Origin of the sequence: Photobacterium atrarenae, assembly GCF_024380015.1 — a bacterium.
GTDB classification, from domain to species: Bacteria; Pseudomonadota; Gammaproteobacteria; order Enterobacterales; family Vibrionaceae; genus Photobacterium; species Photobacterium atrarenae.
This window is the reverse complement of sequence record NZ_CP101508.1, coordinates 3,393,877-3,418,432: the sequence shown is the minus strand read 5'-3', so window position 1 is coordinate 3,418,432 and position 24,556 is coordinate 3,393,877. Positions and strand designations below refer to the sequence as shown.

Annotated in this window: 26 protein-coding genes; 12 read left to right on the top strand and 14 right to left on the bottom strand. The window is 56.4% G+C overall.

Annotated elements, in window-relative coordinates:
- Positions 1–5: 5 nt before the first annotated feature.
- Both ilvM and ilvG read right to left on the bottom strand, forming a co-directional pair.
- On the bottom strand, positions 6–254 hold the full coding sequence (gene ilvM, locus NNL38_RS15925) for an acetolactate synthase 2 small subunit (protein WP_255388974.1): 249 nt from the start codon (positions 252–254) through the stop codon (positions 6–8).
- On the bottom strand, positions 254–1,900 hold the full coding sequence (gene ilvG / locus NNL38_RS15920; RefSeq protein WP_255388973.1) for an acetolactate synthase 2 catalytic subunit: 1,647 nt from the start codon (positions 1,898–1,900) through the stop codon (positions 254–256). Before ilvG ends, ilvM begins: the two co-directional genes overlap by 1 nt.
- 421 nt (positions 1,901–2,321) lie before the next feature.
- Between ilvG and NNL38_RS15915 the strand changes: the two genes are divergently transcribed.
- The 3 genes from NNL38_RS15915 to NNL38_RS15905 all read left to right on the top strand — a co-directional run bounded on the left by NNL38_RS15915 (position 2,322) and on the right by NNL38_RS15905 (position 4,865).
- A complete protein-coding gene (locus NNL38_RS15915; RefSeq protein ID WP_255388972.1) occupies positions 2,322–3,854 on the top strand; it encodes a YifB family Mg chelatase-like AAA ATPase in 1,533 nt (510 codons plus the stop codon).
- Positions 3,855–3,944: 90 nt separating this feature from the next.
- Positions 3,945–4,448: a DUF2059 domain-containing protein gene (locus tag NNL38_RS15910; protein WP_255388971.1), complete on the top strand. Its 504-nt coding sequence runs from the start codon at positions 3,945–3,947 to the stop codon at positions 4,446–4,448.
- Between the two features lie 132 nt (positions 4,449–4,580).
- Complete coding sequence (locus NNL38_RS15905; RefSeq protein ID WP_255388970.1) at positions 4,581–4,865, top strand: hypothetical protein; 285 nt, start codon at positions 4,581–4,583, stop codon at positions 4,863–4,865.
- A 93-nt stretch (positions 4,866–4,958) separates the two neighbouring features.
- Here NNL38_RS15905 and NNL38_RS15900 read toward each other — a convergent pair whose 3' ends face one another.
- The 5 genes from NNL38_RS15900 to NNL38_RS15880 form a co-directional block, all read right to left on the bottom strand.
- The gene (locus NNL38_RS15900; RefSeq protein ID WP_255388969.1) at positions 4,959–5,561 is read right to left on the bottom strand and encodes a thiol:disulfide interchange protein DsbA/DsbL; all 603 of its coding nucleotides are present in this window, start codon (positions 5,559–5,561) and stop codon (positions 4,959–4,961) included.
- Between the two features lie 67 nt (positions 5,562–5,628).
- A complete protein-coding gene (locus NNL38_RS15895; RefSeq protein WP_255388968.1) occupies positions 5,629–6,618 on the bottom strand; it encodes a serine/threonine protein kinase in 990 nt (329 codons plus the stop codon).
- Between the two features lie 95 nt (positions 6,619–6,713).
- Positions 6,714–8,144: a cytochrome c oxidase accessory protein CcoG gene (gene ccoG / locus NNL38_RS15890; RefSeq protein ID WP_255388967.1), complete on the bottom strand. Its 1,431-nt coding sequence runs from the start codon at positions 8,142–8,144 to the stop codon at positions 6,714–6,716.
- A gap of 249 nt (positions 8,145–8,393) precedes the next feature.
- Positions 8,394–8,660 carry a YihD family protein gene (locus NNL38_RS15885; RefSeq protein WP_255388966.1) on the bottom strand — a complete coding sequence of 89 codons (267 nt, stop codon included), beginning with the start codon at positions 8,658–8,660 and terminating at the stop codon, positions 8,394–8,396.
- 186 nt (positions 8,661–8,846) lie between these two features.
- On the bottom strand, positions 8,847–9,032 hold the full coding sequence (locus tag NNL38_RS15880) for a hypothetical protein (protein ID WP_255388965.1): 186 nt from the start codon (positions 9,030–9,032) through the stop codon (positions 8,847–8,849).
- A 300-nt stretch (positions 9,033–9,332) separates the two neighbouring features.
- On the opposite strand from NNL38_RS15880, the gene NNL38_RS15875 reads away from it, so the two are divergent.
- The 3 genes from NNL38_RS15875 to trhA all read left to right on the top strand — a co-directional run bounded on the left by NNL38_RS15875 (position 9,333) and on the right by trhA (position 11,696).
- Positions 9,333–10,010, top strand: a complete 678-nt coding sequence (locus NNL38_RS15875) for a FadR/GntR family transcriptional regulator (RefSeq protein ID WP_255388964.1) — start codon at positions 9,333–9,335, stop codon at positions 10,008–10,010.
- A 145-nt stretch (positions 10,011–10,155) separates the two neighbouring features.
- Positions 10,156–10,944: a sporulation protein gene (locus tag NNL38_RS15870; RefSeq protein ID WP_255388963.1), complete on the top strand. Its 789-nt coding sequence runs from the start codon at positions 10,156–10,158 to the stop codon at positions 10,942–10,944.
- 92 nt (positions 10,945–11,036) lie between these two features.
- Positions 11,037–11,696 (top strand): PAQR family membrane homeostasis protein TrhA, encoded by a 660-nt coding sequence (gene trhA / locus NNL38_RS15865; RefSeq protein ID WP_255388962.1) that lies wholly within the window; start codon positions 11,037–11,039, stop codon positions 11,694–11,696.
- Positions 11,697–11,758: 62 nt separating this feature from the next.
- Here trhA and NNL38_RS15860 read toward each other — a convergent pair whose 3' ends face one another.
- The 5 genes from NNL38_RS15860 to def all read right to left on the bottom strand — a co-directional run bounded on the left by NNL38_RS15860 (position 11,759) and on the right by def (position 17,564).
- The gene (locus tag NNL38_RS15860; RefSeq protein WP_255388961.1) at positions 11,759–13,204 is read right to left on the bottom strand and encodes a TrkH family potassium uptake protein; all 1,446 of its coding nucleotides are present in this window, start codon (positions 13,202–13,204) and stop codon (positions 11,759–11,761) included.
- A 5-nt stretch (positions 13,205–13,209) separates the two neighbouring features.
- Positions 13,210–14,586: a Trk system potassium transporter TrkA gene (trkA, locus tag NNL38_RS15855; RefSeq protein ID WP_255388960.1), complete on the bottom strand. Its 1,377-nt coding sequence runs from the start codon at positions 14,584–14,586 to the stop codon at positions 13,210–13,212.
- 93 nt (positions 14,587–14,679) lie between these two features.
- A complete protein-coding gene (gene rsmB, locus NNL38_RS15850; protein ID WP_255388959.1) occupies positions 14,680–15,960 on the bottom strand; it encodes a 16S rRNA (cytosine(967)-C(5))-methyltransferase RsmB in 1,281 nt (426 codons plus the stop codon).
- Positions 15,961–16,074: 114 nt separating this feature from the next.
- Positions 16,075–17,019, bottom strand: coding sequence for a methionyl-tRNA formyltransferase (fmt, locus tag NNL38_RS15845; protein ID WP_255388958.1), 945 nt, complete (start codon positions 17,017–17,019; stop codon positions 16,075–16,077).
- Positions 17,020–17,042: 23 nt separating this feature from the next.
- Entirely contained in the window at positions 17,043–17,564 is a 522-nt protein-coding gene (gene def / locus NNL38_RS15840) for a peptide deformylase (protein WP_255388957.1), read from the bottom strand.
- Between the two features lie 327 nt (positions 17,565–17,891).
- Here def and NNL38_RS15835 point away from each other — a divergent pair, with 327 nt between their 5' ends.
- From NNL38_RS15835 to NNL38_RS15820, 4 genes are read left to right on the top strand one after another with little or no spacing between them, the layout of a single operon-like run.
- On the top strand, positions 17,892–18,974 hold the full coding sequence (locus NNL38_RS15835) for a LysM peptidoglycan-binding domain-containing protein (protein WP_255388956.1): 1,083 nt from the start codon (positions 17,892–17,894) through the stop codon (positions 18,972–18,974).
- A complete protein-coding gene (gene dprA / locus NNL38_RS15830; RefSeq protein WP_255388954.1) occupies positions 18,971–20,071 on the top strand; it encodes a DNA-processing protein DprA in 1,101 nt (366 codons plus the stop codon). The genes NNL38_RS15835 and dprA overlap by 4 nt, the downstream gene beginning before the upstream one ends.
- A gap of 2 nt (positions 20,072–20,073) precedes the next feature.
- Complete coding sequence (locus NNL38_RS15825) at positions 20,074–20,547, top strand: DUF494 family protein (RefSeq protein ID WP_255388953.1); 474 nt, start codon at positions 20,074–20,076, stop codon at positions 20,545–20,547.
- A 27-nt stretch (positions 20,548–20,574) separates the two neighbouring features.
- Positions 20,575–21,126, top strand: a complete 552-nt coding sequence (locus tag NNL38_RS15820) for a DNA topoisomerase family protein (RefSeq protein ID WP_255388952.1) — start codon at positions 20,575–20,577, stop codon at positions 21,124–21,126.
- 103 nt (positions 21,127–21,229) lie between these two features.
- On the opposite strand, the gene NNL38_RS15815 is transcribed toward NNL38_RS15820, so the two are convergent.
- Both NNL38_RS15815 and purE read right to left on the bottom strand, forming a co-directional pair.
- Positions 21,230–22,345 (bottom strand): 5-(carboxyamino)imidazole ribonucleotide synthase, encoded by a 1,116-nt coding sequence (locus NNL38_RS15815; RefSeq protein WP_255388951.1) that lies wholly within the window; start codon positions 22,343–22,345, stop codon positions 21,230–21,232.
- Entirely contained in the window at positions 22,342–22,833 is a 492-nt protein-coding gene (gene purE, locus NNL38_RS15810) for a 5-(carboxyamino)imidazole ribonucleotide mutase (protein ID WP_255388950.1), read from the bottom strand. The genes NNL38_RS15815 and purE overlap by 4 nt, the downstream gene beginning before the upstream one ends.
- A 209-nt stretch (positions 22,834–23,042) precedes the next feature.
- On the opposite strand from purE, the gene tsaC reads away from it, so the two are divergent.
- Both tsaC and hemF read left to right on the top strand, forming a co-directional pair.
- A complete protein-coding gene (tsaC, locus tag NNL38_RS15805) occupies positions 23,043–23,600 on the top strand; it encodes an L-threonylcarbamoyladenylate synthase type 1 TsaC (protein WP_255388949.1) in 558 nt (185 codons plus the stop codon).
- 6 nt (positions 23,601–23,606) lie between these two features.
- Positions 23,607–24,512, top strand: coding sequence for an oxygen-dependent coproporphyrinogen oxidase (gene hemF / locus NNL38_RS15800; RefSeq protein ID WP_255390670.1), 906 nt, complete (start codon positions 23,607–23,609; stop codon positions 24,510–24,512).
- Positions 24,513–24,556 lie beyond the last annotated feature (44 nt).

The following is a 24,556-nucleotide window of genomic DNA, read 5'->3' as shown; positions in this document are numbered from 1 at the left end:
ATGTTCTAATTTTGTAATCCAATGTTGGTTGTCTCGACCGTCCGAATATCCCACAATTTTTCAATTTGGTTAATCAGGGTGCTGATCGGGCGATCGCTGTCGACGATAATTTCAATACTGGCAATTTTACTTTCTTGATTTTGCGTCGCCGTCACCTGCTTGATGACAAAACCGCGGTGACGGATCACGCGTAACACGCGCTCTAGTAATACTGGCTTATCATCGGCTTTGATGTCGAGTAAATATCTGTCCATTATGTGTTCTCCAGCATATCTTGGTTGGCTGCGCCGGGCGGAACTAAGGGCCAGACGTTTTCTTCTTCACTGATCAGCACATGCAGCAGGTACGGGGTGTCGCTGGCCAGCATTTCCTGCAGGGCCGGCTCGACCTCTGCTTTGCGGGTAATGGTTTTGCCCGGGATCCCGAACGCGCTGGCCAGGGTGATGAAGTCCGGGTTGTCGTCGAGGATGGTTTCACTGTGGCGGCCGTCGAAGAACAGCGATTGCCACTGGCGGACCATGCCCAGGCGCTGGTTGTTGATCAGGACCATCTTGACCGGGATCTGTTTGCGTTTCAGCGTGCCCAGCTCCTGGATGTTCATCATGAACGAGCCGTCGCCGGTGATCAGCACGGATTCATCTTCCGGCCGGGCTAGTTTGGCACCCATCGCCGCCGGCAGGCCGAAGCCCATGGTGCCGAGACCGGCCGAGGTGATGTAGTTTTGCGGTGCCCGGGGTTGGATGTGCTGCGCCGCCCACATCTGGTGCTGGCCGACATCGGTCGAGACCATAGTGCTGTCCGGCATCATGTCTGACAGTTGTTTCAGCATCAGCGGGGCGTAGATCAGATCGCCCGGATGATCGTAGCGCCATTTGAAATCGGTGCGCAGTTGCCGGCAGTGCTCAAGCCAGGGGGAAACATCGCCGGCCAGCTCCAGTTGCGGCAGGATGGTGTTGATATCGCCGCGCAGCGCTGCATGGGCGTGGCGCAGTTTATTGAACTCGGCAGCATCGATGTCTAAGTGGATCACCTTGGCATGCGGCGCGAAGGTTTCCAGCTTGCCGGTCACCCGATCATCAAACCGGGCCCCGACAACGATCAGCAGGTCGGCTTCCTGCACCACCAGGTTGGCGGCCTTGGTACCGTGCATCCCCAGCATGCCCAGATAATGCGGGTGATGGCGATCGATGGTGCCCAGCCCTTTCAGGGTGCTCACTGCTGGCATGGGGTTCATGGTCAGGAAGGTGCGCACCGTGTGGGTGGCGTGGGCCAGCTGAACACCGCCACCAACATACAGTACCGGGCGTTGGCTTTCGGCCAGCAGCGCCTGGGCCTGTTGCAGGGCTTGCGGCTCGGCCACCGGCATCGCCGGCGGGGTAAACTCGGGCAGAACTGTGACCGGTGCCTGGGCCAGCTGGACATCCTTGGCGATATCGACGATCACCGGACCGGGACGGCCGGTTTTGGCAACTTCAAAAGCTTCAGCAAGGGTGGGCGCCAATTCGTTGATATCGGTGATCAGATAGCTGTGCTTGGTACAGGAGAGTGACATGCCGATCACATCCATTTCCTGGAAGGCATCGGTGCCGATGTGCGAGCTGGCGACCTGTCCGGTGATGGCGACCAGCGGAACGGAGTCGAGGAAGGCATCGGCCAGACCGGTGACCAGGTTGGTGGCGCCGGGGCCGGAGGTGGCCATACAGACGGCGACGTCCTGGGTCGCCCGGGCCATGCCGATCGCAGCCATAGCAGCCCCCTGCTCGTGGCGGCACAGGACATGCTCGACCTTACTGCCGTAGAGCGCATCATAGATCGGCATGATGGCCCCGCCCGGATACCCGAATACGGTCGATATCCCCTGTTGCTGTAGTGCACTGACTACTAACTCTGCTCCTGTCATTTCAGCTCCTCATCTGTCCTGCGAGTTGCTGAAACGGGTTCCGATGACCTGCTCAGCATGATTTGACTTCCAAATGTTAAAAAAAAGCCCCCGGACCGGTTGGTGCGGGGGCTATTTTGCGTATGTTGTGTTTGTTGCTATTTTACGCCTGCCAGCCCCTCTCGCGGTGTAAGAATCACCACGATAATGTTGATAATGAGTACGAGGATGTTGGCGTTCAATTGCATTGACTGTCTGTCCAGTTTTGTTGTTCATTTGTTGTGCGTCATTAGTGGTAACACAGACATGACTCGCATGACAAGAAAAAAATTCAGATTGTTTTTCATCCTGCCTGCATAAATAGGCTACGTTGAGCCCATTCTTGCATGAATTTTATCCAGAGACGGGCCGGTGACGGTCGCTCTGCTCAGGGTGTAACAGGATGACATTAGCCATAGTTCACAGCCGCGCCAGTGTCGGCGTCGGCGCCCCGCCGGTGACGGTGGAAGTGCATATCAGCAACGGAATGCCGGCGCTGACCTTAGTTGGGTTGCCGGAAACTACGGTCAAGGAAGCCCGGGATCGGGTCCGTAGTGCGATTGTGAACGCCAATTTTGAGTTTCCTTCCCGCCGTATTACGGTGAATCTGGCCCCGGCTGATTTGCCCAAAGAAGGCGGCCGTTTCGACCTGCCGATTGCATTGGGAATTCTCGCCGCTTCCGGACAAATTCCGACACAAAGTCTGCAAGATTATGAGTTTTTAGGTGAATTAGCCCTGTCCGGCCAGCTCCGTCCGGTCAAGGGCGCGTTGCCGGCAGCGCTGGCGGCCAAACGGGCCGGACGGTGTTTGGTGGTGCCGGATCGCAATGGTGATCAGGTCGCGCTGGTGGGGAGCGAATGCCATAAATCGGCGCCGGATCTGCTGGCGGTGTGCGGCCAGTTATGTGGTCAGCAGCAGTTGAGTTTGTCGCTGCGCCAGCCCTCGCCAACGGAAGAAACTGCGCCCGCTTCCGGACGGGACATGCAGGATATTATCGGTCAGCAGCAGGGCAAGCGGGCATTGGAGATTGCCGCCGCCGGCGGCCACAATCTGCTTTTTCTCGGCCCGCCCGGCACCGGGAAAACCATGCTGGCCTCGCGGTTGTGCGATCTGCTACCGGCGATGAGCATCGAGGAGGCACTGGAGACAGCCGCAGTGACCTCGCTGACCCAGCAGGCGCTGCACGAAGGCAACTGGCGCCAGCGCCCTTTTCGCACCCCGCACCATTCGAGCTCGATGGCGGCGCTGGTCGGCGGTGGCTCGGTGCCGCGGCCGGGAGAGATCTCCCTGGCCCATAACGGCATTTTGTTTCTCGATGAAATGCCGGAGTTCGAGCGCAAGGTACTCGATTCACTGCGCGAGCCGCTGGAGTCCGGCGAGATTGTGATCTCCCGCGCCACCAGCAAAACCTGTTTCCCGGCCCGCTTTCAGCTGGTGGGCGCGCTGAACCCGAGCCCGACCGGTTACTATGAGGGCAACCAGGCCCGGACCAATCCGCAGGCTATTCTGCGCTATCTGGGCAAGTTGTCCGGCCCCTTGCTGGACCGGTTTGATATGTCGATTGAGATCCCCGCCCTGCCCCGCGGCACGCTGGCTGAAGGTGGCGATCGCGGCGATTCAACTGCGGTGATCCGTGAACGGGTGCTGCAGGCACGCACGGCGATGGTGGCGCGCGCCGGGAAAGTGAATGCGCTGCTGTCGACCCGTGAGCTGGAGCGCCACTGTGCCCTGGTGCGGGCCGATGCTGATTTTCTTGAAACCGCGCTGCACCAGCTCGGTTTATCGATCCGCGCCTATCATCGGATCATCAAGGTGGCGCGGACGATCGCCGATCTGGCGGGATGTGCCCAGATTGAGCGGGCGCATCTGGCCGAAGCGCTGGGTTACCGGGCGATGGATCGGTTGATGAAGCAGCTGACCAGCCAGATGGGATGAGGGGGGACCTCGCAGGGTGACCCGGCTCAGCGGTATCTGGTCATGAAAATTTGAAAACAGAACGAGGTGAAGAGAGTGATGGTTCGTTGTATGAAAAAAACGTTGTTGTTGATGGTGTTGTGTTTGCCTGTTTCGGTATTGGCTGATGATGCGGCGCATACAGCTTCAGCTAAAAAGCTGATTGATATACTGAATATTTATGGATCCTATATAAGAACGGTGGAAGACCTTCGCCCTAGCATGTTGAGTCAGTACGTCCGATTCATCGATAAAGAAAATGGAGAAGAAGCATTAATGGCGGTGAGTTATAGTCATATGCAAACGAAAATACTGACCGATTTTTACCATTCCGAAAAGGTAAAAAATGCGACTGTCGATTTTTATAAAGAGTCGTTTACCATCGAAGAGCTGGACGCCGCAGTTGAATTTTATCAAACGCCTGTGGGGCAAAAGCTGATTAATGAACTCCCTCAGCTGCAACAGAAGCTGCAATTATTTTTTGCGTCTGAAGTCAACAAACTTCAACCGCAAGCAGAACGCCTGATGGTTGATTTTAAGAAAGATCTGAAACGATTAAGAGATGCTCAAAGTTAATTGTATCCAGGGGCATGTTATGCCCTCATTCAGGTCAAACCTAATGGTGACTGATGCTTATCTCGCTCCGGTGATGATCAAGAAGCAAGTCATAATGATACCGATTTATCGTCGTTCTTGATTAGAGATGAAATGAAAGATTACCCATTTTCTATCGCAGCAGGCCGAACAAAGTTCCACCGATTTTTGCGTCTGACGATGATGGTGATAACATTTGCGATTGATGGTGTTCTGATCACAATATTAAAGCACAAGCTCCCGGATTTATTTGGGGTTGATATTTATGAGCCGATCAAAAATATGGAACAAAAATGGGTACCTTTGATCCTGATTGTTTTGATTGGTGTGATATTTGTCCTCTTATTATATTTATCTTTAAGAGTCTGCGATTGGGTTTGTAAACAGCTTCGGATTTAGATGGCTGTTTGCTGGTGAGATGGTTGTTTGGTTGAAGACGTCAGCAATACAAAAAAGGGCCTGACGGCCCTTTTGTCGTTGATGGCAACGGATTTACTTTTTCAGCAGGTAGTTGACCAGCTCGAAGTACTCTTCGGTGGTGGCAATTTTGCCGGTTTGCACCAGGTACTTGTTGTTGACGATCAGCGCCGGGACGCCGGTCAGGCCGCTGTCCTGGAAGCCTTTGTCAAAGCGGTTGACCATAGAGTTCACGGCAAAGCTGTTGAAGGCGCCGTCGAAATCTTCGGCTGTGACACCTTCATCAATGAAGATTTGACGCAGTTCCTGGTCGTTGCGTGGTGGCTTGTTCATCTCATGAATGCGAGCAAACAGTACTGGGATCATTCTGTCTTCAACGCCCAGGACCACAGCCGTCGCGTAGGCTTTGCTCATGGATTTACCCATCGCGCCGCCCATGAAAGAGACGTGGCTTTTCTGTAGCTTGGCATTGTCCGGCAGAGTTTTCTTCAGTGCCTGGATCATTGGCTCAAAGCGGTGGCAGTGCGGGCAGTAAAAGGAGAAAAACTCAGTTACGATCGGGGTACTGGACTTCGGCAGCTCCAACACCTTGTAATAATCCCCTTCAGTGAATTTGGCAGCCTGAACCGAGAATGACAGCAAAGCTGCGGTCGCCAGTGCAAATAGCTTTTTAAACATGTTACGAGATTCTCCCTGAGAAAAAGTGAATAACCTGCACGGTCATTCGGTTGAGGTTATGACAATATCACCACTGCGGCATCAGTTGCAGGGGTGGTTCATTTAAAGCGGCCAGTTGTTCCTTGAACGCCAGGACTTGCCCTTCCCAGTATTTGCTGTCGGCAAACCAGGGGAAAGCCCGCGGAAACGCCGGGTCTTGCCAGCGTTTGGCCAGCCAGGCCATATAGTAGACCATTCTAAGACCGCGCAATGGCTCAATAAGTTGCAATTCTTTCGGTTCGAAATCGGCAAATTCGCCGTAGGCTTCGAGCAGGGTATCGAGCTGGGCCAGCTGCTCGCTGCGCTCGCCGCTCAGCAGCATCCACAAATCCTGCACCGCTGGGCCGTTGCGGGCATCATCGAGATCGACAAAAAGCGGTCCGTCACGCCAGAGAATATTACCCGGGTGACAGTCGCCGTGCAGGCGCAGGGGCTGCCAATCAGTGTGCCAGCGCAGGGATAGCTCGTCGATCAGGCGATCGAGATCGGTAAAGAACGCCGCTTTCAGGTGGTCCGGAATAAACGGGCTGTTTTCCAGCAAGGCTCTGGGCTGCTCCAGATATTCGGTCAGGCTGATGGTCGGGCGGTGCCGGAAGGGCTGGCGCTGGCCGACCCGGTGGATCCGGCCGAGAAAACGGCCGACCCATTCTAAATGGTCATAATTATCGACTTCGAACTGGCGTCCGCCCAGGCTGGGAAATAAAGCAAAGCGGTGATCCTGGTAGTGATGTAGGCTCTGGCCATCGTGGATGATCGGGGCGGCGACCGGAATTTCCTGCTCACTCAGCTCATGGGCAAAGTCGTGCTCTTCCTGGATTTGCGCGTCGCTCCAGCGCTGCGGGCGGTAGAACTTGGTGACATAGCGGGCACCGTCTTCGGCACTGAACTGGTAGACCCGGTTTTCGTAGCTGTTGAGGGGCAGCAGGCCGGACTCGGCACGTACCCCGATACTGTCGAGGGCATCGAGCAGCAAGTCGGGGGTCAGATCAGAAAAGCTAAAACCATCTTGTTGTGTCATGTGAACATTCCGCGCCTGTATGTGGCTTGTCAGTATAACACTTTCATAAAAAAGGGCCGTTTCCGGCCCGTGATTTATGTGGATGGCTTTGAGGCTTAGCGCAAATTCCCGATAAAGCGGCTTTCGGTGCGCAGCTCCAGGACTTCGCCGTCTGCTTCTTTTTCCATCACGAAGGTAATGTCGGCAATCGGCTTCTGGAGCAGATACGGGTCAACGCCCAGGCTGACCGGCAGGGTAAAGATTTCCCCGGCTGCGACCGTGACCTGTTGCTGGCCGTACCACTCAATTTCTTCCAGCCCTTCGGCATGCAGGTTAAACACGGCTGGTTGCTGGGTTTTATTGAGCAGCTTCAGGGTATAGGTGTTTTCAATCAACCCTTCGGTATTGACCTTAAACAGCTGGTTACGGTCGCGGATCACGTCCAGTCCCATCGGCTGAATGGTGCTCAGCAGATAGAAGAACAGGCCGATCATCACCACCATCACCGCGCCGTAGCCCAGCAATTTCGGTCGCATGACATGGGTTTTGTGGCCTGCCAGTTTATGCTCGGTGGTATAACTGATCAGGCCTCTTTCATAGCCCATCCGATCCATGGTTTGATCACAGGCATCGACACAGGCGCCACAGTTAATGCACTCATATTGCAGGCCGTCGCGGATATCGATCCCGGTCGGGCAGACCTGAACACAGAGGTTACAGTCGATACAGTCGCCCAGGCCGAGCTCTTTCGGATCTTTCTTGCGCGATCGCGGCCCACGGGCTTCACCGCGTTCGACGTCGTAGCCGACAATGTAGGTGTCTTTGTCGAACATGGCTGACTGGAAACGGGCGTAAGGACACATGTGAATACACATGATCGAGCGCATCCAGCCGGCGTTGGCGTAGGTACAGCCGGCAAAGAACAGCACCCAGAAGCCGGGCCAGAAATTAGCATTGAAGGTAAAGAAGTCGACAAACAGCGCTTTGATTGGCAGGAAGTAGCCGACAAAGGTCAGGCCGGTGATCAGGGCGACCGCGAACCAGGCGGCGTGTTTGGCGGTTTTTCTGGCCAGCAGGTTGCCGGTTAGTTTCATACTATCCTGTTTGCGGCGTTTGTTGGCCGGCCCTTCGAGTTTTTCTTCAAACCAGATATAGATAAAGGTCCAGACCGTTTGGGGGCAGAGGTAGCCGCACCAGACCCGGCCCAAAAAGGTTGTGATGAAGAACAAAGCAAAGGCCGCGATCATCAGTAAGCTGGCCAGCAGGGTCAGATCCTGGGGCCAGAGAGTGGTCCCGAAGAAATTGAACTGTTGGCGGCCGATATCGAGCAGAATGGCCTGGCGATCACCATAAGGGATCCAGGGCAGCCCCAGAAACAGGAGCATCAGAAACCAGCCCGTGTTGCGGCGCAGCTTCTGGTAGACACCATACATCGCCCGGACATAAATGCGGTTGCTGGGATTGAAGCGATCCGAAGTGCCTTTGTGGGTTTTGGGATTGAACTCTTGCGGTGTTACATCCTTTATCTTGATTCTTTCATGGCTCATGACATTACTTTCCTTGGGTGACCCCATTTATAACTATAGCTAGGGCTGACGGCTGGTACGTTGCCTGACCGTTGATCTTTTTATATGCACACATATGGTGGGCTGATTATATTACAGACGCATTTTCCATAACTCTAACAAGGTCATAGTTTGGCGAACAGATACAGATGAAGGGTTGACGGGGTAGAACAGATGACGCCGGTAGACAGGGCCGGCGTCATGGGACAAAGAAGCCTGGGTCGGGGAGCATTACTTGATGATCCCGCGGGCGCGTAGGATCGCGGTTTTGAAGTCGGTTTCGCAATCCTTGGCGATGCCCGGGATCATGGCATCGGGATCGCTTTCGCGCATTTTCAGGTGGTAGATCAGCACATCATCAGTCAGATCAGCCAGATTCCCCTCATATTTGGCCTCTTTAGCCAGCTGTAATAAAAACTCGACCAAATTGAGATCCGGTGATTGCTGCCAGGCGGGATGCAAAAGTTCGATCAGTTCGTTGACGCGGTGGGCTTTCATGGGGACTCCCTGAGTTCGGCGGACGCATACCCACCGAATTCATCTCTGGTGATTGATCAATCAAGTGGGTATTAGTGGGTCTGAGTAGACCTAGTATTTATCCGGGTAAATTACCTCAAACCGACTAGGGTTACAAATATCGGTGTATCCGGCGGCCGCGGGAGGCAGCCACCGGGTGCTGTGATGCTATGCCGCTTGCCCTTCGTGCTCTGGTGCTGGGGCTGACATGACCTGCGGGTCATCTGCCGCTGGTGTCAGGGTATGCAGGGTTGCGGTTGGTTTGGGTTTGGCTTTACAGCGTGTGGCATGGGCGGTTGTACGCAAGCGTGCCGGGCTGCGGGGGGCCATTCTGGCAAATGTTGTTGAGCGCATGGTTCACCTGTCGTGAGGCGGCGCGTCCGTGGCCAAATCAATCAATTCACTGCTGCCGTTATCGCTGGCGAGACCTATCCTGTGCAGCAGTGCGGGTATTTTTCGGCGGCGAATATAGCAGCAACCAAATATGAAGTCGAGCGAATATTTTTTGGTGGTTTCCAGTGCGGTCTGTGGGGAATAACAGCAAGAAACTGTTAGCCTTATCGGCATCTGTGAAGATAAACCGTTTCTCGGTGGGTGCTTTGTGGTCTAATGCCTCTAGCTGGCAACTATTATAAAAATAGCCTGGGAGGGAAAATGGAACGGGATCAGCAGCGGTTAGTTACCAACCGTAATCTATCTTATAAACTGGCCGAGTCGATTGGCCAGCGGATTTTGCGTGGGGAAACAGTACCGGGCGATATTTTACCGGGTGAAGTTGAGCTGGGCGAAATGTATGGCGTCAGCCGAACAGCGGTTCGCGAAGCGATCAAGATGCTTGCTGCCAAAGGGATGGTGCTGCCCCGTCCCCGGATCGGGACCCGGGTGCTGCCCAAACGCAACTGGAACTACCTGGATCAGGATCTGTTAGTCTGGCTTAGCAGCGAGCAGCATCAGGAGCTAGTGACTGAATTCCAGCAGGTCCGGATGACACTGGAGCCGCAGGCTGCCGCGCTGACGGCAGAGAATGCCAGCGAAGCAGATCGCGCCGAGCTCAAAGCACTGATGGATGCAATGTATCAGCTGGGCGAGAATTTTGATCAGGAGCAGTGGATCGATGTCGATACCCGCTTTCATCAACTGATTTACTTCGCGTCAGGGAATCACTTTATCAGCCCGTTCGGGAACCTGTTCAAAGCGGTCTTTGAAAATTATTTCCGGATCATCACCCGGGATCGCATTCTGAAGCTGGATATCCACCAGCGTATTGTCGACGGGATCCTGGCCCGGGATCCGGAAGCAGCCCGCCAGGCAACCATAGATTTGCTGAAATAACGTTCGACACTTTTCGGCATTTTTCGAGACGGAGCCCAGGCTTCGTCTTTCTTTTTGCACGCCCCCCGATTCATGCTTGCGACCAGGCACAATTGTTTGCAAACTACACTTGTTGCATAAACGGTTGATGGATGAAGGAGGGGGGATGTCTTTGTTACGAAAAAGCCTGGCCAGTCTCGGCATTGGTGCGGCGAAAGTCGATGCGGTGTTGCAGCGGGATGTCCTGATCCCGGGAGAAACCCTGCCGGTCACCGTGGTCGTGCAGGGGGGCAAGGCGGAGCAGACGGTGGAGCGGATTCAGCTTTATCTGTGTTGCCAGTACCTGGAAGAGATTGAGACGGACAGCGAGAGCGAGACACCCGAGACGGAAACCATCCGCCAGACGTGCACGTTAGCGAGCTGGTCGCTGGATGAAGCCTTTACCGTGGCGGCCGGGGATACCCGGCAGTTTGAGGTGGAGCTCACCCTACCCTTCAATACGCCGATCACCATCGGTGATGTCAAGGTCTGGCTCGAGACGCATCTGGATATTCCTTTGGCGCTGGATCCGACGGATAATGATCGGCTGACGGTGCGCCCGGATCCGCTGATGGACGGGGTGTTCACGGCACTGGAGCAGGCGGGTCTGCGGATCCGTCAGGTTGAGTGTGAAGCGGCGCAAGGTTTTCCCCTGCCCTTTGTGCAGGAGTTTGAGCTGGTGCCGGTCGACGGGCCGTTCCATGGTCGCTGGCGGGAGTTGGAGATAGTGGCCTACCGCCATGAGACGGAACTGGCGCTCTGGTTTGAGATCGATCGCCGTCATCACGGCCTGCGGGGAATGCTGGCTGGATTGCTCGGACAAGGCGAGCTGGAACGGCATTGTGTGATCCCGGCCGACACACCGCCGGTGCAGGCCGGCGAGCAGGTGCTGACGTACCTGGATCTGCACACCTGATGGTGGAATTATTTATTTCAGCTTACATCTGTAAGCTAAAGTGTGCCATACTGGAATCAATTGAGTGATCACTCTAATGAGGAGCCGCACACATGGCGAAGCAAACGGCAGCCTGCTCAGAATATTCGGTGGCCGAAGAGGTAGCAAATAGTATCAGCCACGGGTTGGGGATGATTTTTGGGATTGTCGGCCTGGTGTTGTTGCTCAACCAGGCGATTGATGCCGGCGCAGACGGGCTGAGTATAACCAGCCTGAGTATTTACGGCAGCAGCATGATCCTGCTCTATCTGGCCTCGACTCTGTATCATGCGATCCCGTTTGAGCGCGCCAAGCGGGCGCTCAAAACCTTCGATCACTGTGCTATCTATTTGCTGATCGCCGGGACTTACACGCCTTTCTTGCTGATCTCCCTGCGCACGCCGCTGGCCATCACCCTGATGGCGGTGATCTGGAGCATCGCCCTGGTCGGCATTATCCTCAAGATTGCCTTCGTTTACCGGTTTAAACGCTTGTCCCTGATCACGTATCTGGTGATGGGTTGGCTGGCGCTGGTTGCGGTTTACCCGCTGGCCCTGTCGCTGTCGACCGGGGGGCTGGTCTTGCTGGCCGTCGGTGGCGTGGTCTATTCGCTCGGGGTGATTTTCTATGTCTGGGACCGGGTGCCGTTCAACCATGCCATCTGGCACCTGTTCGTGCTCGGCGGCACCGTGTGCCACTTCTTTTCGATTTACCTCTACGTTAAGCCGATCTGATGCAGCCTCCCTGGTGCGTCCCAGGGAGACCGGGCTTCTCAGGTTCGGTTGTCAAGGCCCAGTCAGTTGCGCCAGAATGCAGGGAAGAACACCACCAGCACGGTCAGAATTTCCAACCGGCCCATCAACATTCCGAAGCTCAAGACCCATTTGGCCAGATCCGGCAGGGTGGCAAAGTTACCGGTCGGCCCGATCACCTCGCCCATCCCCGGTCCGACATTGGCCACTGCCGTCATTGCGCCGGTGATGCTGGTGATGGGGTCAAGCCCCAACCCGCCTAAGATGGCCGCGACCACGATGATGGTGAGGATAAACGTCAGGGCAAAGGCCACCACCGAGCGGACGATATTGTCGGTTACCGGGCGGCCGTTGTAGCGCTGGACGAAAATACCCGATGGGTGGATCAGCTGCATCATCTGCTTGCGCAGCAGCGCCAGCGCCACCTGGAAACGGAAGATTTTTGCCCCGCCAGCAGTGGAGCCGGAGCACCCACCGGCCAGCATTATGAAGGCGAAGACAATGGTCGGAAACGGCCCCCAGGCCGAGAAGTCGGATAACCCGAAGCCGGTGGTGGTAACCACCGAGATGATATTGAACAGGGCCACCCGAAATGCATCGTTGAAGGTATAGTCCTGCTGCCAGGTCAGCCACAGCGCCACCGCCAGTCCGGCAGAGAGCACCAGCAGGGTGAACCCGCGTACCTGGGCATCCTTGAGCAGCGCGGTGGCTTTTTTCTTGCGCAGCGCCTGCACAAACAGCAGGAATGGCAGTCCCCCGGCAAACATGAACACAATCGCCACCCAGTGGGCCCGGTTGGAAAAGTGGTTCATCGAGCCGTCGGAGGTGGAATAGCCGCCGGTCGATAGGGTGGTAAATGCATGGTTGATGGCATCAAAGGTGTTCATCCCGGCCAGCAGGTAGCCGATAAAGCACAGCCCGGTCAGGATCAGATAGACATTGACGATATTCTTTGCCACGTTTTTGGTTCGCGGTGAGCTTTTATCCGACCAGTCGGACGATTCGGTCTGGAACAGCCGCATCCCGCCCACGTTGAGCATCGGCAGGATCGCCACGCCCATCACGATAAAGCCGATCCCGCCCAGCCACTGCAGAGTCGAGCGCCACAGCAGGATGCTCGGCGCCATGTCATCCAGGCCGCTGAGCACGGTTGAACCTGTGGTGGTGATCCCCGACATGGTTTCGAAATAGGCATCGGTGAAGCTGATGTGGTTAATGAATACAAACGGCAAGGCGGCGAAGGCGCTGGCAATGGTCCACACCAGGGTGGTGATCAGGAACATGTCCCGCACCCCGAGCTTGAACTCGTCGGTGCGGCCGAGCGTCAGGCAGAGAAACGCCACCAGGTGGGTGATCAGCACCGCAGTAGCAAAGTCGATAAAGCCCCCGGTGCCGGTGAAAAAAGCCAGCAGCGTGGGCACGTACATGAACAGGGCGATCTTGGAGAGGACCAGCCCGATCACAAATAAAATGGGACGGTAGTTCACCATAGCAGTTACAGGAAGAACGGGCTTGGTTGGAACAGGCGTTCAACGTCAGGAATATATTTCTTGTCGACCAGGAACATTACCACGTGATCATCTTGCTCGATCACGGTGCGGTCATGGGCAATCAAGACTTCATCACCCCGCACGACCGCGCCGATGGTGGTGCCCGGCGGCAGTTTGATCTCCCCGATCGCCCGGCCGACCACTTTTGAGGTGCTGGCATCGCCGTGGGCAATGGCTTCAATCGCCTCGGCCGCGCCGCGGCGTAGCGAGGAGACGTTGACAATGTCAGCTTTGCGCACGTGGGTCAGCAAGGCTGAAATGGTGGCCTGTTGCGGTGAGATCGCTATATCGATGGTGCCGCCCTGAACCAGGTCGACATAGGCACCGCGCTGGATCAGTACCATGACCTTCTTGGCCCCCATTCGCTTGGCCAGCATTGCCGACATGATATTGGCTTCATCATCGTTGGTGACGGCGACAAACACATCGATCTGTTCGATGTGCTCTTCGCTCAGCAGCTCCTGATCGGAGGCGTCGCCGCAAAAGACGATGGTGTTCTCCAGCATTTCGGACAGGCTTTCGGCCCGCGCCGGGTTGCGCTCGATCAGTTTGACGCTGTAGCTCTGCTCCAGGCGACGGGCCAGACCGGCCCCGATGTTGCCCCCGCCGACAATCATCAGCCGCTTGTACGGTTTCTCCAGCCGTTGCAACTCACTCATCACCGAGCGGATATGGTTGCTGGCAGCAACGAAAAAGACTTCGTCATCAGCTTCGATTATCGTGGTGCCTTGGGGGCGGATCGGTCGTCCCTGGCGGAAGATGGCCGCCACCCGGGTATCGATGTGCGGCATGTGCTCGCGCAGGGCCGACAGGGCATTGCCGACCAGCGGGCCGCCGTAATAGGCTTTCACCGCCACCAGGCCGACCTTGTCTTCGGCAAACCCGACCACCTGCAGTGCGCCCGGGTATTCAATCAGACGTTCAATGTAGCCGGTCACCAGCTCTTCCGGGGCGATCAGGTGATCGACCGGCACCGCATCGGACTGGAAGAGTTGCTCTTTTTCCTTGAGGTATTCCGGCGAGCGGATCCGGGCCACCCGGTTCGGGGTGTTAAACAGGGTAAATGCAATCTGACAAGCAATCATGTTGGTTTCGTCGGAGTTGGTGACGGCAACCAACATATCGGCATCCTGGGCGCCGGCTTCCCGCAGGGTACGGGGATGGCTGGCAAATCCTTGCACGACCCGCAGATCATACTTGTCCTGCAACTCGCGCAGTCGCTCCGGATCTTTGTCGACAATGGTGATGTCATTATTCTCGCCCACCAGGTTTTCGGCTAGTGTGCCGCCGACCTGGCCGGCGCCAAGGATGATTATCTTCATAGCATCTCTGTGTCTGGTTGTTCTGCTCTAGGTTACTACGCTCAGCGCAGGGGACCTTGAGGTAGCCCCCTGTTTTACCCTATTCTGGGCTTTTTATGGCAATTTACGGATCACCGCGTAGTAAAAACCGTCCATGTCCTCTTCACCCGGCAGGATCTGACGTCCCGGCTGCTGTGGATCGCTGTCGATGAGTTTGGCATCGGTAGTACGATCCAAAAAGGCCGTGACTTGCTCGCGGTTCTCCTGCGGCGTGATCGAGCAGGTCGCGTACACCAGGGTGCCGCCCGGCTTGAGCTGCTGCCACATGGCATCGACGATTTCAGCCTGGAGCTGGGCTAACGCTGCAATGTCATCGGCGCGGCGCAGCCACTTGATATCCGGATGGCGACGGATCACCCCGGTGGCTGAACATGGCGCATCCAGCAGGATACGGTCAAATTGTTCGCCCTGCCACCATTGTGACGGGTAGCGGGCATCGGCGCACAGGGTCCGGGCCTTGAGGTTCAGGCGCTGCAGGTTATCGTGAACCCGGGCCAGGCGCGTGTCATCACAGTCGATGGCGACCACGTTACACGACGGCTCGCGCTCCAGGATGTGGGCGGTTTTGCCGCCCGGGGCGGCGCAGCAGTCCAGGATCAGCTCGCCGGCTTGTGGTTGGAGGTATTCCACCGACAATTGGGCCGCTGCATCCTGAACCGAGACCCAACCCTCGGTAAAGCCGGGTAGCTTACTGACATCGCACGGGCTGAGCAGGCGCAGGGCATCCGGCGCTTGTGGGTGAGTTTCGCTCTCAATACCAGCCTGGTCGAGCAGCCCCTGGTATTCGTCGCGGCTGTGGTGGCGACGGTTGACCCGCAGCCACATCGGTGCCTTGGTATTGTTGGCCGTCAGAATGGTTTCATAGTCGTCCGGATAGCTGGTTTTGATCAACTTGAGTAACCAGCCCGGATGGCCGTAACGACCGGCATCATGGCTTTGGGCCTGCTCGTCCAGACTGGCCTGCTGGCGCTGGTAGTTACGCAGTACGGCATTGATCAGCCCGCGCAGTTGCGGCTTTTTCAGATTTTTGGTGGCATTGACCGTTTCGGCCACGGCGGCATGGGCGGGAATGCGCATGTAACCGAGCTGATACAGCCCGACCAGGATCAGGTGATGAAACACCCGTTGCTTGCCTTTGAGCGGTTTGTCCATCAGCTGCTGGGTGATGGATTCCAGTTTGGGCAGCCAGCGCAGGACGCCATAGCAGATTTCCTGTAACAGGGCCTGATCGCGCTCTTTGATGTGTTGCTGGGCGGCAGGCAGTGCCGTAGACAGGGACTGGCCTTGATCGACAACCTGATAGATCACCTCGGCTGCAGCGGCTCTTACGTTCATTCGGATTTCCTGAGTTATCGCTGCCGGCGCATCGGCAGGCGTTGCAGCGCCGGGAGCTGAATCGTTCGTTTTCGGGACGGAAAAGAAAAGCCAGTGCAGACACTGGCTTGGTGATTAAAGTACGGTGCCGGTTTCAAACCAGTCCCGGCGCGAATTGAGTAAATCCGGCACCGGCATGGCTTTCTTGCCCGGCGGCTGCAGCTCCAGCAGGCGCAGGGCGCCTTCACCGGTGGCAACCAGGATCCCGTGTTTGTCAGCGGCCAGAATCGTACCCGGTGCCTGGCCCTGGTTGTCGGCTTCGACGGCGGCGCGCCAGACTTTGACGTTCTGCCCGGCAACGGTGAAATAGCTCATCGGCCATGGGTTAAAGGCACGGATGCAGCGCTCAATGGCGGCAGCGTCCATCGACCAGTCAATCTGGGCTTCTTCTTTGCTGAGTTTTTTGGCGTAGTTGGCCTGGGCATCATCTTGCTTCACCGGGACGGCTGTGCCATCGGCAATGTCGTTGACACACTCAACCAGTGCGACCGGGCCCAGCTCGGCCAGCTTGTCGTACATGGTGGCGCTGGTGTCGCTCGCTTCGATCGGCGTGGTGGCGATTTTCAGCATATCGCCGGTATCCAGGCCCACATCCATCTGCATAATGGTGACACCGGTTTCGGCATCCCCGGCCCAGATGGAGCGTTGGATCGGTGCCGCGCCCCGCCAGCGTGGCAGGATGGAGCCGTGAACATTGATGCAGCCGAGACGTGGGGTGTCGAGTACCTTTTGCGGCAGCAAATGGCTGTAGGCCACCACGACCATCAGATCGGCGTTCAGTGCTGCCAGCGCTTGCTTGGCTTCATCTGATTTAAAGTTTTCCGGCTGAAAAACCGGAATATCGTGCGCCAGCGCCAGTTGCTTCACCGGACTAGCGGTGATTTTTTTCCCGCGGCCGGCCGGTTTGTCGGGTGGCGTATAGACGGCAATCACTTCATGGTCTGAAGACAACAACGCCGCCAGGTGACGGGCGGCGAAATCAGGCGTACCTGCAAAGACAATGCGTAACGGCTTGCTCAAGGTCACTTCCTTACAATCTGGGGTTAGGCTTGGTTGGCGTGCTTTTCGTTAAAGCGTTTGATTTTCGCTAGTTTATCCTGAATGCGCTTGCGCTTTAGCGGCGACAGGTAGTCGACAAACAGTTTGCCTTGCAGATGATCCAGTTCGTGTTGAACGCAGATAGCCAGTAGATCATCGGCTTCGAATGTGTATTCCTCGCCGTCGCGGTTCAGGGCCTTGACGGTGACAATAGCAGCACGCGGCACCAGGGCACGGGCGCCCGGAACCGACAGACATCCTTCTTCGATACCGTCTTCACCATGTTTTTCGATGATCTCCGGGTTGATCAGTACCATCGGCTGATTGCGCTCTTCAGAGATATCGATCACCACGATGCGCTGGTGGATATCGACCTGAGTAGCGGCCAGGCCGATACCTTCCTCGTCGTACATGGTTTCCAGCATGTCATCGACAATTTTTTGGATCTCAGGAGTCACGGCCTCAACGGGCTTGGCCACCGTGCGCAGACGCTCATCAGGGAATGTTAATACTTGCAATACAGACATAGGTACTCGTACAAATGGATAGTGCTAAAAACGATTATCGCTTATTTGCTCTAATTCTAGTCATTTTAAAGATCAAATAACAGCACCTGAAGCCAATTGCACCTTGCGTTGCCGCGACGGTGGCAAGCGAGGCTGACATCCTGGTCTCTGGGAGTAACTTTTCGCCGGTCAAGCATTATTCTGCCGGCGTTCATGTAACCCTCGGGGCAGGGAGTGACGTGTGCCGAAAAACGGCGGTGGGCTGGTTCACCAGCATAGACACGTCCCGGGTCGGATGCCAACCTGTCTTCTATCGGTGACGGAAGCGACTCAGGGAGAAAGTAGCGTATGGTGCGATGGACGGTATGGTGGGTGTTGGCGTGGTGTCTCGCCGGCAACAGCTTGCATGCGGCACCTTTGACGGTAAAAGCGGAAACCCCGTCGGTGTATACCGTCCAGAAAGGCGATACCTTGTGGGATATTTCGGAACATTTTCTCGATGATCCCTGGCGCTGGCCGCAGTTGTGGCAAGCCAATGATTACATTCAAAACCCTCACTTGATTTATCCCGGTGACCAGTTGCACCTGATCTGGCGCGACGGCCGGCCGCAGTTGCACCTGAAAAGAAGCGTGAAACTTTCGCCGCGCGTCCGGGTTGAGCGGACGCCGATCCTGACGTTACCTGCGGAGCAGTTGATCCCTTATGTGGAAGACCATCGCTTGCTGACGGCTGCGGATGTTTCGCGTCTGCCCCGGGTGATGGGTGACAGCCAGGGACAGCAGTTTATTTCCCCGGGGACTGCGGTTTGGGTTGATGAGCCGCTCAGCCCACAGCGACAATGGGGGATTTATCGCCCGGATGCCAGTTTTACCCGGACGCTGGTCAATGGCGAGGCGGTTGAAGTGATCGCCCTGAAAGCGATTGCCAAGGTGTCGGTTGTCGGTCAGGCGGACGAGCGGAGTCAGATAGCGATCACCACGTTATTACAGGAAGTGCGTCAGAATGATGTCCTGTTGCCCTCGCCTGCCCCGGTACGCGAGTCGGCGCTGCGCTTTGTGCCGTCTGAACCGCCGCGCGGGCTTCACGCTCAAGTCTTGGGGGGACTGGCCAATCAGCAGCAATATCTGGCCACAGCCATGGTGGTGGTGTTGGACCGGGGGCACCTCGATGGTGCCCGGGCGGGACAAGTGTTTCAGCTACATCGCCCGGCGGTGCCGATCCGGGATGAGGCCGGCAATTATCGTTACGGGGCGGTGAAACAGCACACGTCCGCCACTGAGCTTGCCGGCCCGGTGATTGGAGATGTGATGGTGATCCGGCCGTATGAACACTTCAGTCTGGCGGTGGTGACCCGGGCCACGGCACCGTTTGAGCCGGGGCTGGCAGCCCTGCCGCCGCAGTTGCCTCCGGCTTCACCCGAACAATCATGAATCACGACGATTTGGTCGCATGGCTGACGCTGGCAGCGGTGCCGAATTTAGGCGGGCACAAGATCTATCAGCTTCTGCCACATGCTTCGCCCCGGCAGCTGTGCCGGATGTCCGCCGAGGAGCTCAATGCGATTGGCTTTAAACCGCGTCAAATTGAAGCCTTGCTTCGGCCGAATGAGCGGCGTATTGAGCGCTGTTTACAATGGGCTGAAGGCGAGCTGCAGACAATCATCACGCTGGACTCCCCCGACTATCCGCCCTTGCTCAAGGAAATCGCTTCGGCCCCGCCGCTGTTGTTTGTCCGGGGGGATCCCCAGTGGCTGCACCGGCCTCAGATGGCTGTGGTCGGTAGTCGTTCGGCCAGTATCGACGGGCGTGAGTCGGCTTATGCATTTGCGGCGTCGCTGGCTGTCGCGGATTATGTGGTGACCAGCGGACTGGCACTGGGCGTTGACGGCCAGGCCCATGCTGGTGCCTTGAGCACGGGCGGGGCGACGGTGGCGGTATTGGGCTCGGGGCTGGATAAGCTCTACCCCGCTCGCCATCGGGAGCTGGCAGGACATATTATTGAGCAGGGCGCGCTGGTGTCTGAATTCTGGCCGGATGAAGTGCCCCGGCCGCAAAACTTTCCGCGCCGCAACCGGGTGATCAGCGGCTTGTCGGTGGGCGTATTAGTCATTGAGGCGGCCGAAAAAAGCGGCTCGCTGATCACTGCGCGCTATGCTCTTGAACAAGGACGTGAAGTGTTTGCCCTGCCCGGCTCTATTCACGTGCCTGGTAGCCGGGGTTGCAATGCATTGATCAAATCCGGTGCTAAATTGGTAGAAAGCCCGGTCGATATTTTTGAGGAGATTGGCAGCCTGACTGAGTGTGTAAAAAGTAAGCAGTTAGATTTGCCGCGACCACAACCTGAAAATGAAGAATTGCCATTTTCATCGGTGTTGGCTAACGTAGGCAATGAAGCAACACCCGTAGATGTAGTTGCTGAACGCTGTAAACAACCCGTACATGAAGTGATGACGCAATTGCTGGAACTGGAATTGCGAGGTGTTGTCTCCACAGTGCCCGGTGGCTATATCAGAACGAGGAGAGGCTAGTTATGATGGATATCCTAATGTACCTGTTTGAGACCTACATCCACAGTGATGTGGAATTACTGGTCGATCAGGACGAGCTATCGGATGAGCTGCAACGCGCCGGCTTCCATCAGGAAGATATCTATAAAGCTCTGACATGGTTAGAGAAACTGGCTGCATTGCAAGATACCGAAAATACCCCGTACATGAATAATAGTGCGGTGACCTCGATTCGTATCTACACCGCCCAGGAAATGGCGCGTCTGGATATCGCCTGTCGCGGTTTTTTGACCTACCTGGAACAAATCCACGTGTTGAGCGGCGATACCCGTGAAATGGTGATTGATCGGGTGATGGAACTGGAAACGGCGGAATTCTCTCTTGATGATCTGAAATGGATTATTCTGATGGTGCTGTTCAATGCACCGGGCAACGAGAGTGCCTATAGCCAGATGGAAGAGCTTCTTTATGGCGTGGAAGACGGGTATATTCACTGATTCCTCGGATGAACGTGACCAAGTGGTATGGCAGGAAAAATTGACGAGCAACTGTTTTCAGCGCGAGAGCATGCGCTAGAGCAGCATTGTCCCCGGTGCGGCGCCGAATTGGTGATGCGCAACAGTAAGCGTGGCCCTTTTTTAGGCTGCTCGGCCTACCCTGCGTGTGATTTTATTCAATCGCTCAGCCACAATGACGGCCACATCGTCAAACGCTTAGGTACCCCTTGTCCGGAGTGTGGCGAAGAGCTGCTGCTCCGTCAGGGGCGTTACGGGATGTTCATCGGTTGTGCCGGGTACCCGGCATGTCATCATATTGAATCACCAGAGCGTAAAGCCGCAGACACCCAACTCACCTGCCCTGATTGTGGTCGGGGTCATTTGGTTGAGCGCAAGTCTCGCTATGGCAAAACGTTTTATGCCTGCGATCAATATCCAGCGTGCCGGTTTGCGGTGAACTTCAAGCCGGTGGCCGGAGCCTGCCAGCAGTGTGGCTTTGGTTTGTTGATAGAGAAAAAGCTGGCGAGCGGGATCAAATTGCAGTGTGCGGCGCGTAAATGTCATGCATATCAGGCGTGATCCGCCGCGGGCTTTAAATCATGACCTCCTAGCGACTCAGTTTCTGAAATAAAAAAGCCAGCGATTGCTGGCTTTTTTGATCTTTAGCGTTTGTATTTAGGGGTTAAATCCGCACTACCGGAAATGCCTGTGGGTCTAAGTGTGCAGCCAGCTCGTCTAAGGCGGCTTTCAGGTCGCACTTAGGGCTGGCGCAGACATTGATATGCCCCATTTTCCGCCCCGGTCGCTTTTCTTTCCCGTACCAGTGAACATGACAGTGCGGCAGACCCAGGATTGCGTCATCCAGAGTATCCTCGCCGAGGATATTGACCATCGCTGTCGGGCGAAGCAAAGCGGTGCTGCCCAGCGGTAACCCGCACACGGCGCGGAGATGATTTTCAAACTGGCAGGTTTCTGCGCCTTGCTGGGTCCAGTGGCCGGAGTTGTGAACCCGCGGCGCGATTTCATTGACCAGCAAGGTACCGTTGACCTCGAAGAACTCAATCGCCAGCACGCCGACATAATCAAGCGTTTCGGCCAGTGCCTTGAACATAGCCTCGGCTTCGGCTTGCAGCGCCTGCGAATCAGATTGGGCGACCGACAGGCTGAGGACGCCATTGCTGTGGGTATTTTCGGTCAGCGGGTAAATGGCGAGGCTACCGTCTTGCCCGCGGGCGCCGATCACCGACACTTCCCGATCAAACGGGATGAAGGCCTCGGCGACAATGGCCTGCTCCGGCGCCGCTTGCAGGAAGGATTCCAGCTCAGCCCAGATCGCTTCCTTGGCGTCGGCCGATTTGAGTCGCCACTGCCCTTTGCCGTCATAGCCGCCCAGGGCACTTTTCAGCACCATTGGCAGACCGACTTTCTCAATCGCCTGCTCAAAGTCGTCGCGGGTTGTAATGAGGTGATAGGTCGCATTGGCAACGCCGGCGCGATCGAGCAGGCTCTTCTCAAGACGGCGATCGCCTCCGGCTTTGATGGCTTCGGCAGTCGGGCGAAATTTCCCGCTGGCGGCGCAGAGATCCAGAATGTCATGCGGGATGTGCTCGAATTCCGCCGTGATCACATGGGCGTAGGTGATCGCTGTGTTGAGTCCTTTCATCATCAGCTGTTGGGTCAGCGGATGGACTACATGCCCGGTGCCGACATCATAGGCCAGAACCTCAATGTTGAGCGGCGCCCCGGCCAGGGCCATCATTCTTGCCAGTTGCCCGGCGCCGAGTACCAAGACCTTCATGATACGTCCTCGGCCGGGTTCGGGTTGCTCAGGACCGTCTCGGTTTGTTCCTGGCGGAACGCGTCGACGGCTGCCATCACGGTGCTGTCCTGGGTGCCGATGATTTGGGCGGCCAGCAACCCGGCATTGGCGGCACCGGCATCACCGATGGCCAGGGTACCGACAGCAACCCCTTTGGGCATCTGGACGATCGACAGCAGAGAGTCCATGCCTTTGAGTGCCCGTGACTGGACCGGCACGCCCAGGACCGGCACACTGGTAAATGCGGCGGTCATGCCTGGCAGATGGGCGGCGCCGCCGGCACCGGCAATGATTACCTTAATGCCGCGCTCATGGGCGGTTTCTGCATATTCAGCCAGCAGGTGTGGAGTCCGGTGCGCTGAAACCACTTTGGTTTCATACGGTACGTTGAAGCGTTCCAACATCTCAGCGGCGTGCTGCATGGTTGGCCAGTCTGACTTTGAGCCCATGATAATCCCGACTTTCATCCCGATCTCCTTTGGGTTAGCTAATGGAAGGCAACAAGGCTTGGCGCGCATTATACGGTGATTTTTTATGAAGGAAAACGTTTGCGTCAGAGTTTGTGCCAGCTTTTGTTAAGGGATATTGCCGGACATGGTCTTGTTCGGCAGGAGTGGGTAAAATACCCGCAACGAGGTTAATACGGGTATCGGAGCGATGCCTGAATGAGGGTGACGTGGAAAATTTAACGCAAGTGGTTGCTGCGCTGCAGCAAGGTGAAGTGGTGGCTTACCCGACTGAGGCCGTGTTTGGGGTTGGGTGCGATCCGGATAATGAACAGGCGGTGCATAAACTGCTGGCGCTAAAACAGCGCCCGATTGAAAAAGGCCTGATCCTGATCGCTGCCGACTATGAGCAACTAGCGCCTTATGTGGATGACAGCCAGCTCAGCGAAGCGCAAAAGCAGCGGATATTCGAGACCTGGCCCGGCCCGGTGACTTGGGTGATGCCGACCAAACCGGGGATTCCGGCGTTTCTGACCGGACAGTTTGACACCATTGCGGTTCGGGTCACAGATCATCCGTTGGTGCAGCAGCTCTGCCGCCAGTTTGGTAAGCCGCTGACCTCAACCAGTGCCAACTTGACCGGCCAGGCGCCGGGGCGCAGTGCCGAAGAGGTGAAGCAGCAACTGGGTCAGTACCTGCCGGCTATTTTACAAGGGGAGACCGGCGGGCGTGACAATCCGTCTGAGATCCGGGATGCTCTGACAGGGAAAGTTTTTCGCCAAGGATAATCAATGATGCAAGATGTGAGTAAGCAAGCCGTAAAATCGTTTTTGTTAGACCTTCAGGATCGCATTTGCCAGGCCCTTGAGCAGCAAGACGGTCAGGCAACCTTTGAGCAGGATGCCTGGGAGCGGGAGCAAGGGGGCGGCGGCCGCAGCCGGGTCTTGCGCCAGGGCCAGGTGTTCGAGCAGGCCGGGGTAAACTTCTCTCACGTCTACGGGGCGGAGATGCCGGGATCTGCCACGGCGCACCGCCCTGAGCTGGCCGGGCGCAGCTTTGAAGCCATGGGGGTGTCACTGGTGATCCACCCGAACAATCCTTATGTGCCGACCTCCCATGCCAATGTCCGGTTTTTCATTGCAGAGAAAGAAGGTGAAGAGCCGGTGTGGTGGTTTGGTGGCGGTTTCGACCTGACCCCGTTTTATCCGTTCGAGGAAGACTGTCAGCACTGGCATGACACAGCCAAAGCTTTGTGCCAGCCATTTGGTGATGAGGTGTATACCGAGCATAAAGCCTGGTGTGATCGTTATTTCTTCCTGCCGCACCGGAATGAAACCCGGGGGGTGGGCGGTCTGTTCTTCGATGATCTGAACCTGTGGGGGTTCGAGAAGAGCTTTGCCTATATGCAGGCGGTCGGGAATGGTTATCTGGATGCGTATCTGCCGATTGTGGAGAAACGCAAAGACACGAAGTACGGTGAGCGCGAGCGCCAGTTCCAGCTGTACCGTCGCGGTCGTTATGTTGAGTTCAACCTGGTGTATGACCGCGGCACCTTGTTTGGCCTTCAGAGCGGTGGCCGGACCGAATCGATCCTGATGTCGATGCCACCTCTGGTACGCTGGGAGTATTGCTACGAGCCGGAGTCGGGATCGCCGGAGGCTGCACTTTATGAGCATTACCTCAAACCGCGTATCTGGTAGTCGGCCCAGGAAGTGATTGAGCTTGCCGGGGAGCAGTGATAGGG

What these genes read in the sequence shown, in the direction of transcription:
- NNL38_RS15825 (WP_255388953.1), top strand. Translation starts at nt 20,074, where the DNA reads ATGATGGATATCCTAATGTACCTGTTTGAGACCTACATCCACAGTGAT.
- ilvM (WP_255388974.1), bottom strand. Translation starts at nt 254, where the DNA reads ATGGACAGATATTTACTCGACATCAAAGCCGATGATAAGCCAGTATTA.
- NNL38_RS15815 (WP_255388951.1), bottom strand. Translation starts at nt 22,345, where the DNA reads ATGAAGGTCTTGGTACTCGGCGCCGGGCAACTGGCAAGAATGATGGCC.
- NNL38_RS15860 (WP_255388961.1), bottom strand. Translation starts at nt 13,204, where the DNA reads ATGGTGAACTACCGTCCCATTTTATTTGTGATCGGGCTGGTCCTCTCC.
- NNL38_RS15835 (WP_255388956.1), top strand. Translation starts at nt 17,892, where the DNA reads ATGGTGCGATGGACGGTATGGTGGGTGTTGGCGTGGTGTCTCGCCGGC.
- rsmB (WP_255388959.1), bottom strand. Translation starts at nt 15,960, where the DNA reads ATGAACGTAAGAGCCGCTGCAGCCGAGGTGATCTATCAGGTTGTCGAT.
- def (WP_255388957.1), bottom strand. Translation starts at nt 17,564, where the DNA reads ATGTCTGTATTGCAAGTATTAACATTCCCTGATGAGCGTCTGCGCACG.
- ccoG (WP_255388967.1), bottom strand. Translation starts at nt 8,144, where the DNA reads ATGAGCCATGAAAGAATCAAGATAAAGGATGTAACACCGCAAGAGTTC.
- purE (WP_255388950.1), bottom strand. Translation starts at nt 22,833, where the DNA reads ATGAAAGTCGGGATTATCATGGGCTCAAAGTCAGACTGGCCAACCATG.
- NNL38_RS15895 (WP_255388968.1), bottom strand. Translation starts at nt 6,618, where the DNA reads ATGACACAACAAGATGGTTTTAGCTTTTCTGATCTGACCCCCGACTTG.
- NNL38_RS15905 (WP_255388970.1), top strand. Translation starts at nt 4,581, where the DNA reads ATGAAAGATTACCCATTTTCTATCGCAGCAGGCCGAACAAAGTTCCAC.
- NNL38_RS15875 (WP_255388964.1), top strand. Translation starts at nt 9,333, where the DNA reads ATGGAACGGGATCAGCAGCGGTTAGTTACCAACCGTAATCTATCTTAT.
- NNL38_RS15880 (WP_255388965.1), bottom strand. Translation starts at nt 9,032, where the DNA reads ATGCGCTCAACAACATTTGCCAGAATGGCCCCCCGCAGCCCGGCACGC.
- NNL38_RS15900 (WP_255388969.1), bottom strand. Translation starts at nt 5,561, where the DNA reads ATGTTTAAAAAGCTATTTGCACTGGCGACCGCAGCTTTGCTGTCATTC.
- trhA (WP_255388962.1), top strand. Translation starts at nt 11,037, where the DNA reads ATGGCGAAGCAAACGGCAGCCTGCTCAGAATATTCGGTGGCCGAAGAG.
- NNL38_RS15820 (WP_255388952.1), top strand. Translation starts at nt 20,575, where the DNA reads ATGGCAGGAAAAATTGACGAGCAACTGTTTTCAGCGCGAGAGCATGCG.
- trkA (WP_255388960.1), bottom strand. Translation starts at nt 14,586, where the DNA reads ATGAAGATAATCATCCTTGGCGCCGGCCAGGTCGGCGGCACACTAGCC.
- hemF (WP_255390670.1), top strand. Translation starts at nt 23,607, where the DNA reads ATGCAAGATGTGAGTAAGCAAGCCGTAAAATCGTTTTTGTTAGACCTT.
- ilvG (WP_255388973.1), bottom strand. Translation starts at nt 1,900, where the DNA reads ATGACAGGAGCAGAGTTAGTAGTCAGTGCACTACAGCAACAGGGGATA.
- NNL38_RS15870 (WP_255388963.1), top strand. Translation starts at nt 10,156, where the DNA reads ATGTCTTTGTTACGAAAAAGCCTGGCCAGTCTCGGCATTGGTGCGGCG.
- dprA (WP_255388954.1), top strand. Translation starts at nt 18,971, where the DNA reads ATGAATCACGACGATTTGGTCGCATGGCTGACGCTGGCAGCGGTGCCG.
- NNL38_RS15915 (WP_255388972.1), top strand. Translation starts at nt 2,322, where the DNA reads ATGACATTAGCCATAGTTCACAGCCGCGCCAGTGTCGGCGTCGGCGCC.
- NNL38_RS15910 (WP_255388971.1), top strand. Translation starts at nt 3,945, where the DNA reads ATGAAAAAAACGTTGTTGTTGATGGTGTTGTGTTTGCCTGTTTCGGTA.
- NNL38_RS15885 (WP_255388966.1), bottom strand. Translation starts at nt 8,660, where the DNA reads ATGAAAGCCCACCGCGTCAACGAACTGATCGAACTTTTGCATCCCGCC.